At 70.0% G+C, this 15,231-nt stretch carries 14 protein-coding genes; 11 read left to right on the top strand and 3 right to left on the bottom strand.

Annotated features, from left to right (window positions below; all coding sequences use genetic code 11):
- The first annotated feature begins 91 nt into the window (after positions 1-91).
- From ABD768_RS37075 to cydC, 5 genes are all read left to right on the top strand, one after another.
- A complete protein-coding gene (locus tag ABD768_RS37075; RefSeq protein WP_344848770.1) occupies positions 92-937 on the top strand; it encodes a CBS domain-containing protein in 846 nt (281 codons plus the stop codon).
- A 66-nt stretch (positions 938-1,003) separates the two neighbouring features.
- The gene (locus ABD768_RS37080; RefSeq protein WP_344848772.1) at positions 1,004-2,395 is read left to right on the top strand and encodes a cytochrome ubiquinol oxidase subunit I; all 1,392 of its coding nucleotides are present in this window, start codon (positions 1,004-1,006) and stop codon (positions 2,393-2,395) included.
- An 11-nt stretch (positions 2,396-2,406) separates the two neighbouring features.
- Positions 2,407-3,423 (top strand): cytochrome d ubiquinol oxidase subunit II, encoded by a 1,017-nt coding sequence (gene cydB / locus ABD768_RS37085; RefSeq protein ID WP_344848775.1) that lies wholly within the window; start codon positions 2,407-2,409, stop codon positions 3,421-3,423.
- On the top strand, positions 3,423-5,042 hold the full coding sequence (cydD, locus tag ABD768_RS37090) for a thiol reductant ABC exporter subunit CydD (RefSeq protein WP_344848777.1): 1,620 nt from the start codon (positions 3,423-3,425) through the stop codon (positions 5,040-5,042). Before cydB ends, cydD begins: the two co-directional genes overlap by 1 nt.
- Positions 5,039-6,724 carry a thiol reductant ABC exporter subunit CydC gene (cydC, locus tag ABD768_RS37095; protein WP_344848779.1) on the top strand — a complete coding sequence of 562 codons (1,686 nt, stop codon included), beginning with the start codon at positions 5,039-5,041 and terminating at the stop codon, positions 6,722-6,724. Before cydD ends, cydC begins: the two co-directional genes overlap by 4 nt.
- A gap of 56 nt (positions 6,725-6,780) precedes the next feature.
- Here cydC and adhP read toward each other — a convergent pair whose 3' ends face one another.
- Together adhP and ABD768_RS37105 are read right to left on the bottom strand one after the other, a co-directional pair.
- The gene (gene adhP / locus ABD768_RS37100) at positions 6,781-7,791 is read right to left on the bottom strand and encodes an alcohol dehydrogenase AdhP (RefSeq protein WP_343965009.1); all 1,011 of its coding nucleotides are present in this window, start codon (positions 7,789-7,791) and stop codon (positions 6,781-6,783) included.
- A 99-nt stretch (positions 7,792-7,890) separates the two neighbouring features.
- Positions 7,891-8,115, bottom strand: a complete 225-nt coding sequence (locus ABD768_RS37105) for a VIT1/CCC1 transporter family protein (protein ID WP_344848912.1) — start codon at positions 8,113-8,115, stop codon at positions 7,891-7,893.
- Positions 8,116-8,145: 30 nt separating this feature from the next.
- Here ABD768_RS37105 and ABD768_RS37110 point away from each other — a divergent pair, with 30 nt between their 5' ends.
- The 6 genes from ABD768_RS37110 (at position 8,146) to ABD768_RS37135 (ending at position 14,133) form a co-directional block, all read left to right on the top strand.
- Positions 8,146-10,236 (top strand): phosphoketolase family protein, encoded by a 2,091-nt coding sequence (locus ABD768_RS37110; RefSeq protein WP_344848914.1) that lies wholly within the window; start codon positions 8,146-8,148, stop codon positions 10,234-10,236.
- Positions 10,233-11,105, top strand: a complete 873-nt coding sequence (locus ABD768_RS37115; RefSeq protein ID WP_344848782.1) for a universal stress protein — start codon at positions 10,233-10,235, stop codon at positions 11,103-11,105. Before ABD768_RS37110 ends, ABD768_RS37115 begins: the two co-directional genes overlap by 4 nt.
- 88 nt (positions 11,106-11,193) lie before the next feature.
- Positions 11,194-12,018: a universal stress protein gene (locus tag ABD768_RS37120; RefSeq protein WP_344848784.1), complete on the top strand. Its 825-nt coding sequence runs from the start codon at positions 11,194-11,196 to the stop codon at positions 12,016-12,018.
- Positions 12,019-12,023: 5 nt separating this feature from the next.
- Positions 12,024-12,449, top strand: coding sequence for a hypothetical protein (locus ABD768_RS37125; RefSeq protein ID WP_344848786.1), 426 nt, complete (start codon positions 12,024-12,026; stop codon positions 12,447-12,449).
- Positions 12,446-13,525: a 2-oxo acid dehydrogenase subunit E2 gene (locus ABD768_RS37130; protein ID WP_344848788.1), complete on the top strand. Its 1,080-nt coding sequence runs from the start codon at positions 12,446-12,448 to the stop codon at positions 13,523-13,525. The genes ABD768_RS37125 and ABD768_RS37130 overlap by 4 nt, the downstream gene beginning before the upstream one ends.
- 5 nt (positions 13,526-13,530) lie before the next feature.
- Positions 13,531-14,133 carry a CBS domain-containing protein gene (locus tag ABD768_RS37135; protein WP_344848790.1) on the top strand — a complete coding sequence of 201 codons (603 nt, stop codon included), beginning with the start codon at positions 13,531-13,533 and terminating at the stop codon, positions 14,131-14,133.
- Here ABD768_RS37135 and ABD768_RS37140 read toward each other — a convergent pair.
- Positions 14,120-15,136 carry a zinc-dependent alcohol dehydrogenase family protein gene (locus tag ABD768_RS37140; RefSeq protein WP_344848792.1) on the bottom strand — a complete coding sequence of 339 codons (1,017 nt, stop codon included), beginning with the start codon at positions 15,134-15,136 and terminating at the stop codon, positions 14,120-14,122. The two genes, ABD768_RS37135 and ABD768_RS37140, sit on opposite strands and share 14 nt — an antisense overlap.
- Between the last annotated feature and the right edge of the window lie 95 nt (positions 15,137-15,231).

The following is a 15,231-nucleotide window of genomic DNA, read 5'->3' on the forward strand; positions in this document are numbered from 1 at the left end:
CGTGTGCGCGACGCCCTCGGGCAGCCGGTCCGTGCGATCCGGGACCTCTGGCCCTGGGCCCGACGACCCCGGAACGAGCAGAGTGTGAGTTGTGCGACTCGACGACCGCTACCGTCTGGAAAGCCAGGTCACCGGCCCAAGCCAGTGGCCGGCCTGGAGCGGCCGCGACGAGCGTCTCGACCGCAGGGTCACTGCCCTCTTCCCGCCGGCCGGCAGCGTCACCAGCCAGGCCGTTCAGCAGTACAGCCGGCTGGCCGACGACCAGCTGGTCCGGATCATCGACATCGACGTGGCTGAGGACCCCAGGTACCTGATCACCGAGTCGTACGCCGGTACCAGCCTCGCCGACCTCAGCTCGAGTGGCCGGCTGACCATGGAGCTCGCGATCGAACTGGTGGCCGAGGCGGCCGGCGCGGTCGCAACGGTCCACGCCAATGGTCTCGCCTACGGTGCGCTCGCCGCGGGCACGATCAGCTGGACCGACTCCGGGCTGGTCAAGCTTCTCGACGTCGCCCTGGCCGACGACGACCTCACGGCCGCCCGGCACCGCGACACCGCGGCGCTCTGCCGGATGCTCGGCTCGGCCCTTCCCGCCGGAGCCCCGGCTGCCGTGCTGGCCGCCACGAACGCCGGCACCCCAGCCGATCTCGCCGCCGCCCTCGAACCGTTCCGGCCGGCCGACGCCCCGCTCCGCCGGCATCTCGTGTCGCCGGAACCCGTCCACGCGCCGCATCGGCTGGCCAGCCGCCGGGTGCGCGAGGTGATGGCGACCGAGATCCTCACGGTCTCCGAGGACACCCCGGTGCTCGAGCTCGCGGAGATCCTCGCGCGCTGCCACCTGCCGGCCGTCCCCGTGGTCGACGCCGCCGGCCGGGTGACCGGGATGGTCTCGGCCGCGGACCTCGAGCGGTGGCGGTTCGCCGGGGTTTCGGTCTGAGGGTCCCAGCCCCAGGGGACCTTTGACCCTGGGGAGCAGTGCCGGCCGGCTGGGACCGTCGTTGCCATGGATGCCATAGACCTTGCCCGCTGGCAGTTCGGGATCACCACCGTCTACCACTTCCTGTTCGTGCCGATCACGATCGGGCTGTCCGCGCTGGTGGCCGGGCTGCACACCGCGTGGTACCGGACGGGGAACGTGAAGTACCGGCGGATGACGCAGTTCTGGGGGAAGTTGTTCCTGATCAACTTCGCCATCGGCGTGGTGACCGGGATCGTGCAGGAGTTCCAGTTCGGGATGAACTGGAGCGACTACTCGAAGTTCGTCGGCGACATCTTCGGGGCGCCGCTGGCGATCGAGGGGCTGCTCGCGTTCTTCCTCGAGTCGACCTTCCTCGGCCTGTGGATCTTCGGCTGGGACCGGTTGCCGAAGAAGGTGCACCTGGCCTCGATCTGGCTCGTTGCCATCGGCACCCAGTTGTCGGCGTACTTCATCCTGGCCGCCAACTCGTGGATGCAGTGGCCGCGCGGCTACACCTACAGCGCCGCCACCGGCCGGGCCGAGCTGCACGACTTCGGCGCGGTGCTCACCAACAAGGTCGCGCTGGCGACCTTCCCGCACACGATCGCCGCGAGCTTCCTGACCGCCGGCGCCTTCATGCTCGGCATCGCCTTGTGGCACCTGCTGCGCCGCCCGGGCGAACACGGCAGCCTGTTCCGGCCGGCCGTCAAACTCGGCGCGATCACCACCCTGGTCGCGGCCGTCGCGCTGGTCGTCACCGGCGACATCCAGGCCAAGATCATGACCGACACCCAGCCGATGAAGATGGCCGCCGCCGAGGCGCTGTACGACACGTCGTCCCCGGCGCCCTTCTCCATCCTGACCATCGGCTCGCTCGACGGCAGCAAGGAGGTCTGGTCGCTGAAGGTCCCGCACGGGCTGTCCTTCCTGGCGACCAGCAGCTGGAACGGGAAGGTCGAGGGGATCAACGACCTGCAGAAGGCCTACGAGCAGCGGTTCGGCCCGGGCACGTACAAGCCGAACGTACCGCTGACCTACTGGACCTTCCGGTTCATGATCCTGTGCGGCGTCCTGGCCGCGGCCATCGCCCTGCTCGCCCTCTGGCTGCTCCGCCGGCAACGAATGTCGAAGTCCAAGTGGCTCATCCGGGCAGCCCTGGCCGTCCCGCTGCTGCCGCTGCTCGGCAACAGCCTCGGCTGGATCTTCACCGAGATGGGCCGTCAGCCCTGGATCGTCTTCGGGCTGATGCAGACCCGCGACGGGGTCTCGCCGAGTGTCGGGGCCGGCAGCGTCCTGACCTCGCTGATCGTCCTCACCCTGCTGTACGGCGTACTGGCGGTGGTCGAGGTGTTCCTCCTGCTCCGCTTCGCCCGTGAGGTGCCCGTGGAGTCCGAGCCGTCCGACCCGGAGGCCGCCGAGCCGGCCTTCCTGTACTGAGGAGCACCCCGATGGCACTCACTGATGTCTGGTTCCTGCTCATCGCCGTCCTGTGGACCGGCTACCTGGTGCTCGAAGGCTTCGACTTCGGCGTCGGCATGCTGCTCCCGGTCGTCGGCCGGGACCCGATCGACCGCAAGGTCACCCTCAAGACGATCGGCCCGGTCTGGGACGGCAACGAGGTCTGGCTGCTGGTCGCCGGCGGTGCGACCTTCGCGGCGTTCCCGTTCTGGTACGCGACGTTGTTCTCCGGCTTCTACCTGGCCCTGTTGATCATCCTGGTCGCCCTGATCCTGCGTGGCATCGCGCTGGAGTACCGTGGCAAGCTCGACGACGCGACCTGGCACCGGCGCTGGGACGCGGTCATCGTCGGCAGCAGCGCGGTACCGGCCCTGCTGTGGGGCGTGGCCCTGGCGAACATCGTGCGTGGTGTACCGATGGGCGCCGACCATGAGTACGCCGGTACGTTCTTCACCCTGCTCAACCCGTACGCACTGCTCGGTGGCATCACCACGCTGCTGCTGTTCGCCCTGCACGGCGCCATCTTCCTGGCGCTGAAGACGCACGGTGAGGTCCACGACCGCGCCCTCAAGGTGGTGCCCCCGATCGGCATCGCGACCGTCGTGGCAGCCGCCGGCTTCCTGGGGTGGACGCAAACGCTGGACGGCTCCTGGATCACTTGGCTGCTCGCGCTCGCCGCGGCACTCTGCCTGATCGGCGGACTGGTCGCGTCCCGGCTCGGCCGGGAGGGCTGGGCGTTCATCGGCACGGCCGCGACCATTGCGCTGGCCGCCGCGACACTGTTCACCACGCTCTACCCGAATGTGTTGCCGTCGACGACGGACGCGGCCTTCAGCCTGACGACGGTGAACGCCGCCTCCACGGCGTACACGTTGAAGATCATGACCTGGGTCGCGGTGATCTTCACTCCGGTGGTGCTGGCCTACCAGGGCTACACGTACTGGGTCTTCCGTCGCCGGCTCGGGCGTTCGGACATACCGGTCACGGCCCAGAAGGCCAACGCCTGATGCCCGCGATCGATCCCCGCCTGCTGCGTTATGCGAGGACCACCCGGGTGTTCCTGGCGTTGTCGGTGCTGATCGGCGCCGGTCAGGCGCTGGTGATCCTCGCTCAGGCGTGGCTGCTGGCGTCGATCATCACGGACGCTTTCCTGCACGGGGCCGGCCTGCACGACGCCGCGGGCCGGCTCATCCTCCTCGGCACGACCCTGGCCGCTCGTGCCGGCCTGTCGTGGCTGGCCGAGGTGGCGGCGCATCATTCGTCCGCCGCGGTGAAGTCCGAGCTCAGGATGCGGCTGCTGCGCCAGGTCGTGCGGCTCGGTCCGCGCTGGCTCACCGGGGAACGCAGTGGCGAGCTCGGCACCCTCGCTACGCGCGGGATCGATGCCCTGGACGACTACTTCGCCCGCTACCTGCCGCAGTTGGTGCTGGTCTGCTTCGTACCGATCGTGGTGGCCGCACGGATGTTCGCGGCCGACTGGCTGAGTGCCACCATCGTCGTGGTCACCCTGCCGTTGATCCCGGTCTTCATGATCCTGGTCGGCCTGACCACCAAGCAGCTGATGGCTAGACAGTGGGCGGCGCTGCAACTGCTGGCCCACCACTTCCTGGACGTACTGTCCGGGCTCGGGACCTTGAAGGCGTTCGGCCGGTCCCGGGCGCAGGCCGGCACGGTCGAGAAGCTGGCGGACAAGCAGCGCAAGGCGACCTTGTCCTCGCTGCGGATCGCCTTCCTCTCCTCGCTCGTCCTGGAGTTGCTCGCGACTTTGTCGGTCGCGCTGGTCGCGGTCTCGGTGGGCCTGCGCCTCGTCGACGGCAGGCTCGACCTGCAGACCGCCTTGCTGGTCTTGATCCTTGCTCCCGAGGCCTACCTGCCGCTGCGGTTGCTCGGCGCTCACTACCACGCCAGTGCCGAGGGCCTCAGCGCCGCCGAGCAGGTCTTCGCCGTACTCGACCACGAGACTCCCGCACCCGGCACGGCCACCGCGGACGCCCGGCAGACGATCGAGCTCGACGAGGTCGTGGTGAACGGCGCCGATCGCGACGGCCCGTCGCTCGACGGTCTCTCGCTGACGATCCCGGCCGGACAGGTGACCGGGATCGTCGGCCCCAGCGGTTGCGGCAAGTCCACTCTGCTCGCCACGCTGCTGGGCTTCACCGAACTCGAGTGCGGCCGGGTGCTGGCCGGCGGCGTCGATCTGTCCACTGCCGACCTGGACAGCTGGCGGTCCCAGGTCGGGTGGCTCAGCCAGGACCCTGTCCTGTTCACCGGTACGGTCCACGAGAGCATCCGGCTCGGCCGCCCGTACGCCGACGACGCCGCGGTCCGGAGAGCCGCCCGGACGGCCCGGGTCGACGTACCGCTCGAACAGCAGATCGGTGAACGTGGCAACGGTCTGTCGGCCGGCCAGCGTCGCCGGATCGCACTCGCCCGGGTCCTGCTGCTCGACGCTCCCCTGCTGCTCCTCGACGAGCCGACGGAGGGCGTCGACCCTGACACCGAACACGAGTTGCTCAGCACGCTCCCCGCGGCCTTCGCCGGACGCACCGTCGTGCTGGTCACCCACCGCACCGCGCTGCTGGACCTGTGCGACCGCGTCGTCGATCTCGCGGGGGTGCCGGCATGACCTCCGTCCGGTGGTTGCTGCGGATCGCGCGGCCCGAGGCATGGCGGCTGATGGCGGCCGCGCTGCTCGGATCGCTGGCGCTCAGCTGCTCCATCGGTCTGATGGCGACCTCCGGCTGGCTGATCTCGCGCGCCGCCCAGCAACCCCCCGTGCTCTACCTGACCGTGGCCATCGTCGCCGTCCGTGCCTTCGGGATCGGCCGCGGCGTACTCCGGTACGCCGAACGCCTGGTCGGCCACGACGCCGCCTTCCGCGTCCTGGCCCGGACTCGCGTACAGGCCTGGCTCGACCTCGACCGGGCAGCCCCCGCCGGCCTCGGCAAGTTGCGCACCGGCGACGTCATGACTCGCGTGGTCAGCGATGTCGAAGCCGTGCAGGACTTGCTCGTCCGTGCTGTCCTCCCCATCGCCGTCGCCGTCATCACCGGTACTGCGACCGTGGTGCTCCTGGGCGCCCTGCTTCCTGCGGCCGGCCTGGTGCTGTTGCTGGGACTGTTGATCGCAGGCGTCGTGGCACCGGGGATCACACTGTCCGTGGCCGGGCGGACCGAGCGACGGCTCGCACCCGCACGGGCTGCGCTCGCCGACCCGGTTCACGATCTGCTGGCCGGAGCCGCCGAGCTGATCGCGTTCGGCGCGGCCGGGCCGGCTCTCGAACGCATCAAGGTGAACGATCGGCGGCTGACGTCGCTCGCCCGCCGGTCCGCCATCGGCGCGGGGGCCGGGGCTTCGGTCGGCGCCATCGCGCTGGCGTTGACCGTTGTCGGTGAACTGCTGGTCGGGATCCAGGCTGTCCGGGAGGGGAGGCTGCCCGGAGTACAGCTGGCCGTTCTGGCGTTGACTCCGCTGGCCGCCTTCGAGTTGACCACTGGGTTGCCCGCTGCGGCCAGGCATCTGGTTCGCGGCCTCCGCGCGGTCGACCGGCTCCGGGCTCTCGGAGACCTTCCGCAACCCGCCATTGCCTGGGGCAACAAAGATGTCATCGGTCATACCCTGGAGATCCGGCATGCCGATGCCCGCTGGCCCGGCGCCGATCAGCCGACGGTGCGCGACCTGACCTTGCGGCTCTCCCCCGGCCGCCGGATCGCCGTCGTGGGCGAGAGCGGCGCCGGCAAGAGCACCCTCGTCGCCGCCCTGGCAGGCTTCCTGACGGCCGAACGCGGCACCGTCACCTACGGCGGCATCGCGCTACCGGAGCTCGACGAGAACGCGTTCCGTCGTCACGTCACCGTCTGCGCCCAGGACGACCATCTCTTCGACACCACCATCCGCAACAACCTCCTGATCGGCAAACCGGATGCGACCGACACCCAACTGATGAATGCCCTCCGTCAGGCCCGTCTAGCGGCCTGGGTCAACCGCCAGCCACAAGGCCTCGACACCCCCGTCGGCGAACGCGCCGCCCAACTCTCCGGCGGCGAACGCCAGCGCCTCGCCCTGGCCCGCGCCCTCCTCGCCGACCCCGCCGTCCTCCTCCTCGACGAACCCACCGCCCACTTGGACGACCCCACCGCCGCCGAACTCACCCGAGACATCCTCACCGCCACCCGAGGCCGCGCCACCCTCCTCATCACCCACCGCCTCGAGGGCCTGGACGACCTCGACGAGATCATCGTCCTGAGCCATGGCCGGGTGGCCCGCCGCGGCCGGCCGGCCGAGATCCTCGGCGCCACGCACGCCTGATCCGCAACCCGAAGATCCCGGTCCGCTGTCGCGGACCGGGATCTTCCTTGCCCGGGTCAGAACTCGAAGACCAGCCGGGCCGGCACCTCTCCGGCCAGCACCTGGGCGATCGAGGTGTTGACCTCGTCGAGCTTGCGGCTCTCGGCGATGACGCGGGTCCGGCCCGCGGCGTGCAGCGCGAAGACCTCGGTGAGGTCCTGGCGGGTGCCGACGATGGAGCCGATGATCTCGATGCCCTTCAGGACCGTGTCGAAGATCGGGATCTGCATCGTGCCCTCGGCCGGCAGCGCCACGCAGATCAGCCGGCCACCCGGGCGCAGCGAGCGGAACGCCTGCTCGAAGGCCAGCGGCGTCACCGCGAAAGCCAGCGCCACATCAGCCCCGCCGAGTGCCTGGATCGCCTCGACCGGGTCCTCCCGCGCGGCGTTGACGACATGCGTCGCGCCCAGCTCCTTGGCCAGTTCCAGCTTGTTGTCCGCCAGGTCGACGCCGATCACCGTGCCGCCGACGATCTTGGCGTACTGGATCGCGAGGTGCCCCAGACCGCCGACGCCGAACACCGCGACGTTCTCGGTCGGCTGGATCCTCGCCACCTTGATCGCCTTGTACGACGTGACACCGGCACACGTCAACGGCGCCGCGTCGAACGCGGAGACACCGTCCGGCACGCTGACCACGTACTTCGCGTCGGCGACGGCGTACTCGCTCCAGCCACCGTCCACGGAGTACCCACTGTTGGCCTGGTGCTGACACAACGTCTCCCGGCCGTCGATGCAGTACCGGCATTCACCACACGCGCTGCCGAGCCACGCGATGGCAACCCGGTCACCGATCTTGTGCGAGGTCACCCCCGCGCCGAGTTGCTCGACGACCCCGACCCCTTCGTGCCCCGGTACGAACGGCGGACTCGGCTTGACCGGCCAGTCCCCATGCGCTGCGTGGATGTCGGTGTGGCACAGCCCGCAAGCCTCCATCCGCACCAGCACCTGCCCGGCAGCCGGCTCCGGCCGCACCCTGTCCTGAACCTCCAACGGCCGGTCGAACCCTGTCACTACTGCGGCCTTCATGAGTTACTTCCTTTCGTCGCGAACACGTTGGCTCCAGCCTCCGATGACCCGGTCCCGGCCCCCAGGGTCTCTGGTCCCGACGTGAGCGCAGGAAGTCCTTCAGAAGGCTGTTGTCCCGAGCAACTGGCCGATGCCGTAGGTGACGGCCATCGCGAGGGCGCCGCCGCCGACGAGTCTGACGACGGCCGGAAGCATGCGGCTCTGGCCGAGCCTCGCGCTCAGCAGGCCGGTGCCGGCGAGGGCGAGCAGGACTGCCAGGAAGGTGATCGGGACCCGCCATCCCTCGGGTGGCAGCAGGATGGCGACGTCATCGGTCCCGGTCACGGCGGCCCTGCGATCGCCGCGAACACCTGGCTGGAAGGCAGCTACAGCGAGACCTACCCGGACGTGTCGCGCGACGAGGCCGGGATGAACCGGCTCTTCCGGCAGTTCTCCTTCCCTGGCGGCATTCCCAGCCACGTCGCCCCGGATCTGCCCGGCTCGATCCACGAGGGCGGCGAGCTGGGGTACTCACTCAGCCATGCCTACGGCGCGGTACTGGACAACCCCGACCTGATCGTCGCCTGTGTGATCGGTGACGGCGAGGCGGAGACCGGACCGCTGGCCGCCTCGTGGCACTCGAACAAGTTCATCGACCCGCGGACCGACGGCGCCGTGCTGCCGATCCTGCATCTCAACGGGTACAAGATCGCCAACCCGACGGTGCTCGCCCGGATCGGCGACGACGAGCTGAACAGCCTGCTCGAGGGATACGGCTACCGGCCGTACCTGGTCTCCGGCGACGACCCCGAGATCGTCCACCAGCAACTGGCGGCCACCCTCGACCGGGCGCTCGACGACATCGCCGACATCCAGTACGAGGCGAAGGCAGAGCCGGACGCCCCGCGTCGCGACTGGCCGATGATCGTACTCCGGACGCCGAAAGGCTGGACCGGTCCGCACGAGGTCGACGGTGTGCTGGTCGAGGGAACGTGGCGAGCACACCAGGTGCCGCTGGCCGGCGTACGGACGTCTCCGGAACACCTTGCCCAGTTGGAGACCTGGCTGCGCAGCTACCGGCCGGAAGAGCTGTTCGACGACGAGGGCAGGCCGGTTCCCAGGCTGCTCGACCTGGTCCCCGAGGGTGACCGGCGGATGGGGTCCAACCCGCATGCCAACGGCGGTCTGCTGTCACGCGATCTGAAGCTTCCCGACCTGGCGGAGTACGCCGCGGAGGTACCGCACCCTGGTGCCGGCCCACACGAGCCCACCCGCACCCTCGGCCGCTATCTGCGCGACGTGATGCGGGCCAACGAGGACCAGCGCAACTTCCGGGTCTTCGGCCCGGACGAGACCTCGTCGAACCGGCTGGAAGCCCTGTACGAAGTGACCGGCAAGGCGTGGAACGCCGGGGTGCTGCCCACCGACGAGCACCTCGCGGTCGACGGCCGGGTGATGGAGATCCTCAGCGAACACACCTGCCAGGGCTGGCTCGAAGGCTACCTGCTGACCGGCCGGCACGGCTGGTTCTCCTGCTACGAGGCCTTCGTCCACATCGTCGACTCGATGGTCAACCAGCACGCCAAGTGGCTCAAGGTGACCAGCAAGCTGCCGTGGCGCCGGCCGATCCCCTCGCTCAACTACCTGCTCACCTCGCACGTCTGGCGCCAGGACCACAACGGTTTCTCACATCAGGACCCCGGTTTCATCGATCACGTGGTGAACAAGAAGGCCGAGGTCATCCGGGTCTACCTGCCGCCGGACACCAACACCCTGCTGTCGACCGCCAAGCACTGCCTGGCCAGCCACGACTACATCAACGTGATCGTGGCCGGCAAGCAGCCGCAGGAGAGCTGGCTCGACCAGGAGGCGGCCGAGCTGCACTGCGCGCGCGGCCTGGGCGTGTGGCCGTGGGCAAGCAACGACGACGGCGAACCCGACGTGGTGATGGCCTGCGCGGGCGACGTGCCGACGCTGGAGACGCTCGCCGCGGTGACCCTGCTGCGCGAACACCTGCCCGAGCTGCGGATCCGGGTCGTCAACGTGGTCGACCTGATGCGGCTCCAGCCGGCCGCCGAGCATCCACATGGGCTGCCCGACCCGGAGTACGACGCGCTCTTCACCACCGACAAGCCGGTCATCTTCGCGTACCACGGCTATCCCTGGCTGATCCACCGGCTCACCTACCGCCGGGCCGGGCACGAGAACCTGCACGTCCGCGGGTACAAGGAAGAAGGCACGACCACGACGCCGTTCGACATGGTGGTCCGCAACGACCTCGACCGCTTCCACCTCGCGATGGACGTGATCGACCGGGTCCCTGGCCTGGCCCAGCACGCGGTCGAGTTCCGCCAGTGGCTGATCGACCAGCGGACCCGTCACCACGCCTACATCCTCGAGCACGGCGACGACCTGCCCGAGATCCGCGACTGGCACTGGCCCGTCCAGGAAGGAACCCCGTCATGACCACCGGTCAGAAGTACGTCCTTGTCGGGTACGACGGTTCGCCCGCGGCCAAGAAGGCCACCCAGTGGGCCGCCGCCGAGGCAGTTCGCCGGCAGGCCGAGCTACGACTGGTCCATGTGCTGGGGCTGCCGATGGTGAGCAGCCCGATGGGGTTCGCGGTGCCGATCGAGACCGAGCCACTGCGCGCCGCGGCCAAGCGGCTGCTGCGCGAGGTGGTCGAAGTACTTCATGCTGAGCATCCCGGCCTCACCGTGCGGGTCGGCGCCGAGTTCGGCGGTACCGCGCCCACTCTGTTGCAGGAGGCAACCAATGCCCAGCTGGCGGTGGTCGGCTCGCGGGGTCTCGGCGAGTTCCGCGATCTCGTCTCCGGGTCGGTCTCGGCCCACGTGGCCACGCACGCGACCTGTCCGGTCGTCGTGGTGCCGGCCCAGTGGGAACCAGGCGCCCGGGGTGAGGTCGCGGTCGGGATCGACGGCTCGGCCACCTCGACCGCCGCGGTCGACTTCGCCTTCGAGCAGGCGCAGGCCAGGAATCTCCCGCTGACGGCGGTGATGGCCTGGCACGATCCGGTCCGGACGGGACCGGGCGATCTGCTGCCACTCGTCTACGATCTCGACGCGCTCGAACAGGACAGCGCCGCGGTGCTGGCCGAAGCGGTCGCCGGGCACGCCGAGAAGTATCCCGACGTGACGGTACGCCGCGAACTCGTCCGGGGTCATGCCGACGACGTCCTCATCGACGCCGCCAGATCGGCGGAGCTGCTGGTCGTCGGCTCCCGGGGACGCGGCGCCTTCCGGGGGCTGCTGCTCGGCTCGACCAGCAGGTCGCTGGTCCACTACGCCCCTTGCCCGGTGGCCGTCGTCCGTTGATGCCGGAAGGCAGGGACGGCCGGGACCTTCGCCCCTGCTGCATCAGCGCCGGCGGGCAGATCGTTGAGGTGAGAGCAAGGAGGCTGGGATGACCGAGGCACGGGTGGTAGCAGGCATCGACGGCTCGCCGATGGCCGAAGCGGCGATCAGATGGGCCGCGACCGAGGCGGCGTCACGTGGTACCGGCCTGTCGCTGGTGCACGCGTTCGTCTGGCCCGAGTTCCCGGTGCCGTTGGGCGGTAACGACCTCGCGCCCGGTCTGCGGGCCGGTGCCGACAAGGTGGTCCGCGAGTCGGTGGAGCTGGCCCGGAAGCTCGAGCCCACCATCGAGGTCGAGGGCACCCGCGTCGACGGATTCCCCTCTCCCGTACTGCTGCGCGCCTCCAAGCACGCGGAGGTCGTCGTGATCGGCAGCCGCGGACTCGGTATCGCGCTGGGCGCGCTGGCGGGCTCGACCGGACTCGACCTGGCGGCCAATGCCCATTGCCCGGTCGTCGTCGTCCGGTCCGGCCTGACACCGGCCACCGGCAGCAGGGTCGTCGTCGGGTACGACGGCTCGCCCGCCTCGGCGCTCGCGCTCGACTTCGGACTCGACTACGCCCGCCGGCACCACCTGCGGCTCCGGGTGGTCGCCGCCCAGCCGTTGCACACCGAACACGACCGCGTCTCCGCCCAGGCGCTGGAAGCCGACGTCAGGTCCCGCGAAGGCGGCCAGGACGCCGAGCTGATCCACATCGACGGCCACCCGGCCGAACAACTGCTGCGAATGGCCGCCGACGCCCAGCTGATCGTGCTCGGCTCGCGCGGCCGTGGCGGGTTCGCCGGCATGCTCCTCGGCTCGGTCAGCCAGACCGTGCTGCACCACGCGGCCTGCCCGGTCGCCGTCATCCCGGCAGGCATGATCGGAGGCTGATCCAGATGACCACCTCGTCCCGCCCGACCCTCCAAACCGACCCGGCCCTGGCCTGGCCCGCCATTCATCGCGGCTTCCTGGCGACCTTCGGCATCGGCGGCCTGGTCCATGTCGGCCTCGGCCTCGCCGACCCGGACAGCTACCGGCCGTTCGCGGACGCCGCCCTGTTCGACTGGGTCCGCCGCGGCTGGCTGGACATCTTCATGGCACACCCGACCCTGTGGGCGCTGCTGCTGGCGACCGGTGAGTTCGTGATCGCCGGTCTGCTCCTCGCCGCCCGCCGGGCCGGCTACGTCGCCGTCGTCGGCTTCCACCTGGCGCTCATGTTGTTCGGCTGGGGCTTCTGGCTGTGGTGCCTGCCCGCCCTGGCGTTCGCCGTACCGGCGATGGTCCACGAGTTCCGTGAGACGAGCAGGCGGGAAACGTCATGAAGCGAGCCACCGAGCGCATCGTCAAGGTGCCCTGGGTACGCCGGCTGGTGGTCGACGCCGGCCGGGCGTCCCGGCGCCGGCATTCCATCCATGGCTTGTTCGAGGTCGACGTGACGGCCGCCCGGAAGGCACTCCGGACCCAGTTGCGGGACACCGGCGAGCAGATGTCCTTCACGGCCTTCGTCGTCAGCTGCGTGGCCCGGGCGGTTGCTGCCGAGCCTGCCGTGCAGGCCTATCGCAACCTTCGCGGCCGCGAGGTGATCTTCAGCCAGGTCGACGTCGGCCTGCCGGTCGAGGTCGAGCTGGACGGCGTCCCGTTCGCGTTCACCCATGTACTCCGCGACGCCGGCCGCCGGAGCGTGCGCGAACTGCACGACGAGATCCGCGCCGTCCATGCGGACCCGAATCGCAGCCCGTCGGTCCGCAAGTCGAACTGGGCTCGTGCCTACCTGCTGCTACCCGCCTTCGTCCGGACCGGGCTGCTCGGCGCCTTGCATCGCTTCCCGCACCGGCAACGGGCAATCGCCGGAACGGTAGGCGTCAGCGCGGTCGGGATGTTCGCCGGTGGCGGCGGCTGGGGCATCGGATTCCAGTTGCACACCCTCGCCGTCGTCGTCGGCGGCATCACCGTCCGCCCGGTCCTGGCCGGCGGCCGCCTGGTCGACCGTGAGTGGCTGCAGCTGACCGTCAGCGTCGACCACGACGTCGTCGACGGCGCTCCGGCCGCGCGGTTCGTCAACCGGTTGCGCGCCCTGCTCAGTGCCGCCGACGCTCTGGAACCGGCGGCCGGAAGGCCGGACCGGTCAGGACTTTCGCCCCTGCAGCAGGGATCGGCGATGGCAGACGGTGGAGCTGACCCCGAGGAGGACGCAACCATGACTGAGGACAGCACCCGGCGAGGCCCGGCGAACGAGAACGTGCCGGTCTCGCGCAGCTCCCGTACCTACGACGGCCTGCTGAAGTACCTGGGCGCGCGGCTGTACGAGGAACGCGAGCACGCGCGCCACGAGGACGAGGAACACGAGGTCAAGGACTCCGGGAACAAAGACTCCGGGAACCGGCCGAAGAAGAGGTGAGGACGATGCTGATCCGGGAGCTGATGACGACTCCGGCGGTGACGGTCGGGCCACGCACCTCGATCGGCACCGCGCTGAAACTGCTTGACGACCGCAAGATCACCTCGCTTCCGGTGGTCGACGCCGGCGGCGGCCTGGCCGGGATCGTCAGCGAGGCCGACCTGGTCCAGGACCAGGACCTGATCGACGACCGGGTTCCGGTCGCGGCCGTCCACACCAGCGGGCGGACCCCCGCCCGGCTGGTGGCCGAGGTGATGACCCACCTGGTGGTCGCCGTCCGGGCCGACGACGAGCTCGAGACCGCGATCGACCTGATGCGCTCGACGATGATGAAGAGCCTGCCGGTGCTGGACGCCGGCAACGTGGCCGGGATGATCAGCCGCAGCGACGTGATCCACCTGCTGGCCGGGCGTGACCAGCGGATCCAGGCCGAGGTCGAGGATCTGCTCCGGGTCGAGGCGCCGGACTGGAAGGTCCAGGTCAACGACGGCATCGTCACCGTCACCGGCCCGGCCGACCCGCACGAACGCCGGCTGGCCGAGGTACTGGCCGGCACCGTCCGCGGAGTCGTTGCCATCAGCATCGACCGGCGGCTCAGCGGGACCTGACCGCCACCAGGGATCCGGACCCGCGGCTGTGGGCGAGATCGGACAACGCCTGATCGATCCGGTCGAACCCGACAGCCGTGGTCCGCGGCCGCACGGCCACCCGGCCTGCCAGCGCGAAGAGCTCCTCGCCATCGACCCGGGTATTCGCCGTGACGCTGCGCAGGTCGCGTTCCCGGAACAGGTCCCGGTCGTAGTTCAGCGCAGGGATGTCGCTCAGGTGGATCCCGGCCACCGCCACCGTCCCACCCGGCTTGAGCGCCTGCAACGCCAGTGGCACCAGCTCGCCGGCCGGCGCGAACACGATCGCCGAATCCAGCCCCACCGGTGGTACGTCCTGGGCTCCTCCGACGAACGCGACACCGAGCTCGCGCGCCAGCTCCTGGTTCGCCTGCCCACGAGTGAGCACATAGATCTCCGCACCCTGAGCAGCCGCCAGCTGGGCGGTGAGATGAGCGCTGGACCCGAAGCCGTAGATGCCCAGCCGGCCACCTGGCGGCAGATTGGCGCGACTCAGCGCGCGGTACCCGATGATCCCCGCGCACAGCAGCGGAGCCAGCTCCTCGGACGAACGCTCCTCCGGTAGCCGGTAGGCGAAGTCCTGCGCGACCACGGCGTACTCGGCGAACCCGCCGTCGGCGTCCCAGCCGGTGTAGGTGGATCGTGGGCAGAGGTTCTCGGCTCCCCGCCGGCAGAACTCGCATTCACCGCAGGTGCCGCGCAGCCAGGCGATGCCGATCCGCTCGGCCAGCGCGAACCGGTCGGCGCCACGACCACGTTCCAGTACCTCGCCGACGATCTGATGACCAGGTACGACACCTGGCCGCCGCGGCTCGAGATCCCCCTCACACAAGTGCAGATCCGTCCGGCACAAGCCGCACGCGAGCACCCGCACCAGCACCTCACCGGCTGCCGGCTCGGGTACGTCCCGCCGCACCAGCCGCAACGGTCCGAGATCGATCGGTCCAGGCCGCCGCACGGCCCAGGCATCCATCTGCTCAGTCATCTTCCGACCATGCCAGACATCACCCCTACTGGTCATCGCCGAGCGACGGTTGAGGCCTTTGGTCCGCGCGGCCGGGGACCGGGGTCCCTGCCCCG

It is taken from the genome of Kribbella ginsengisoli, from assembly GCF_039537185.1.
Taxonomy (GTDB): domain Bacteria; phylum Actinomycetota; class Actinomycetes; order Propionibacteriales; family Kribbellaceae; genus Kribbella; species Kribbella koreensis.

What these genes read in the sequence shown, in the direction of transcription:
- ABD768_RS37080 (WP_344848772.1), top strand. Translation starts at nt 1,004, where the DNA reads ATGGATGCCATAGACCTTGCCCGCTGGCAGTTCGGGATCACCACCGTC.
- cydB (WP_344848775.1), top strand. Translation starts at nt 2,407, where the DNA reads ATGGCACTCACTGATGTCTGGTTCCTGCTCATCGCCGTCCTGTGGACC.
- cydD (WP_344848777.1), top strand. Translation starts at nt 3,423, where the DNA reads ATGCCCGCGATCGATCCCCGCCTGCTGCGTTATGCGAGGACCACCCGG.
- cydC (WP_344848779.1), top strand. Translation starts at nt 5,039, where the DNA reads ATGACCTCCGTCCGGTGGTTGCTGCGGATCGCGCGGCCCGAGGCATGG.
- adhP (WP_343965009.1), bottom strand. Translation starts at nt 7,791, where the DNA reads ATGAAGGCCGCAGTAGTGACAGGGTTCGACCGGCCGTTGGAGGTTCAG.
- ABD768_RS37115 (WP_344848782.1), top strand. Translation starts at nt 10,233, where the DNA reads ATGACCACCGGTCAGAAGTACGTCCTTGTCGGGTACGACGGTTCGCCC.
- ABD768_RS37120 (WP_344848784.1), top strand. Translation starts at nt 11,194, where the DNA reads ATGACCGAGGCACGGGTGGTAGCAGGCATCGACGGCTCGCCGATGGCC.
- ABD768_RS37125 (WP_344848786.1), top strand. Translation starts at nt 12,024, where the DNA reads ATGACCACCTCGTCCCGCCCGACCCTCCAAACCGACCCGGCCCTGGCC.
- ABD768_RS37130 (WP_344848788.1), top strand. Translation starts at nt 12,446, where the DNA reads ATGAAGCGAGCCACCGAGCGCATCGTCAAGGTGCCCTGGGTACGCCGG.
- ABD768_RS37135 (WP_344848790.1), top strand. Translation starts at nt 13,531, where the DNA reads ATGCTGATCCGGGAGCTGATGACGACTCCGGCGGTGACGGTCGGGCCA.
- ABD768_RS37140 (WP_344848792.1), bottom strand. Translation starts at nt 15,136, where the DNA reads ATGACTGAGCAGATGGATGCCTGGGCCGTGCGGCGGCCTGGACCGATC.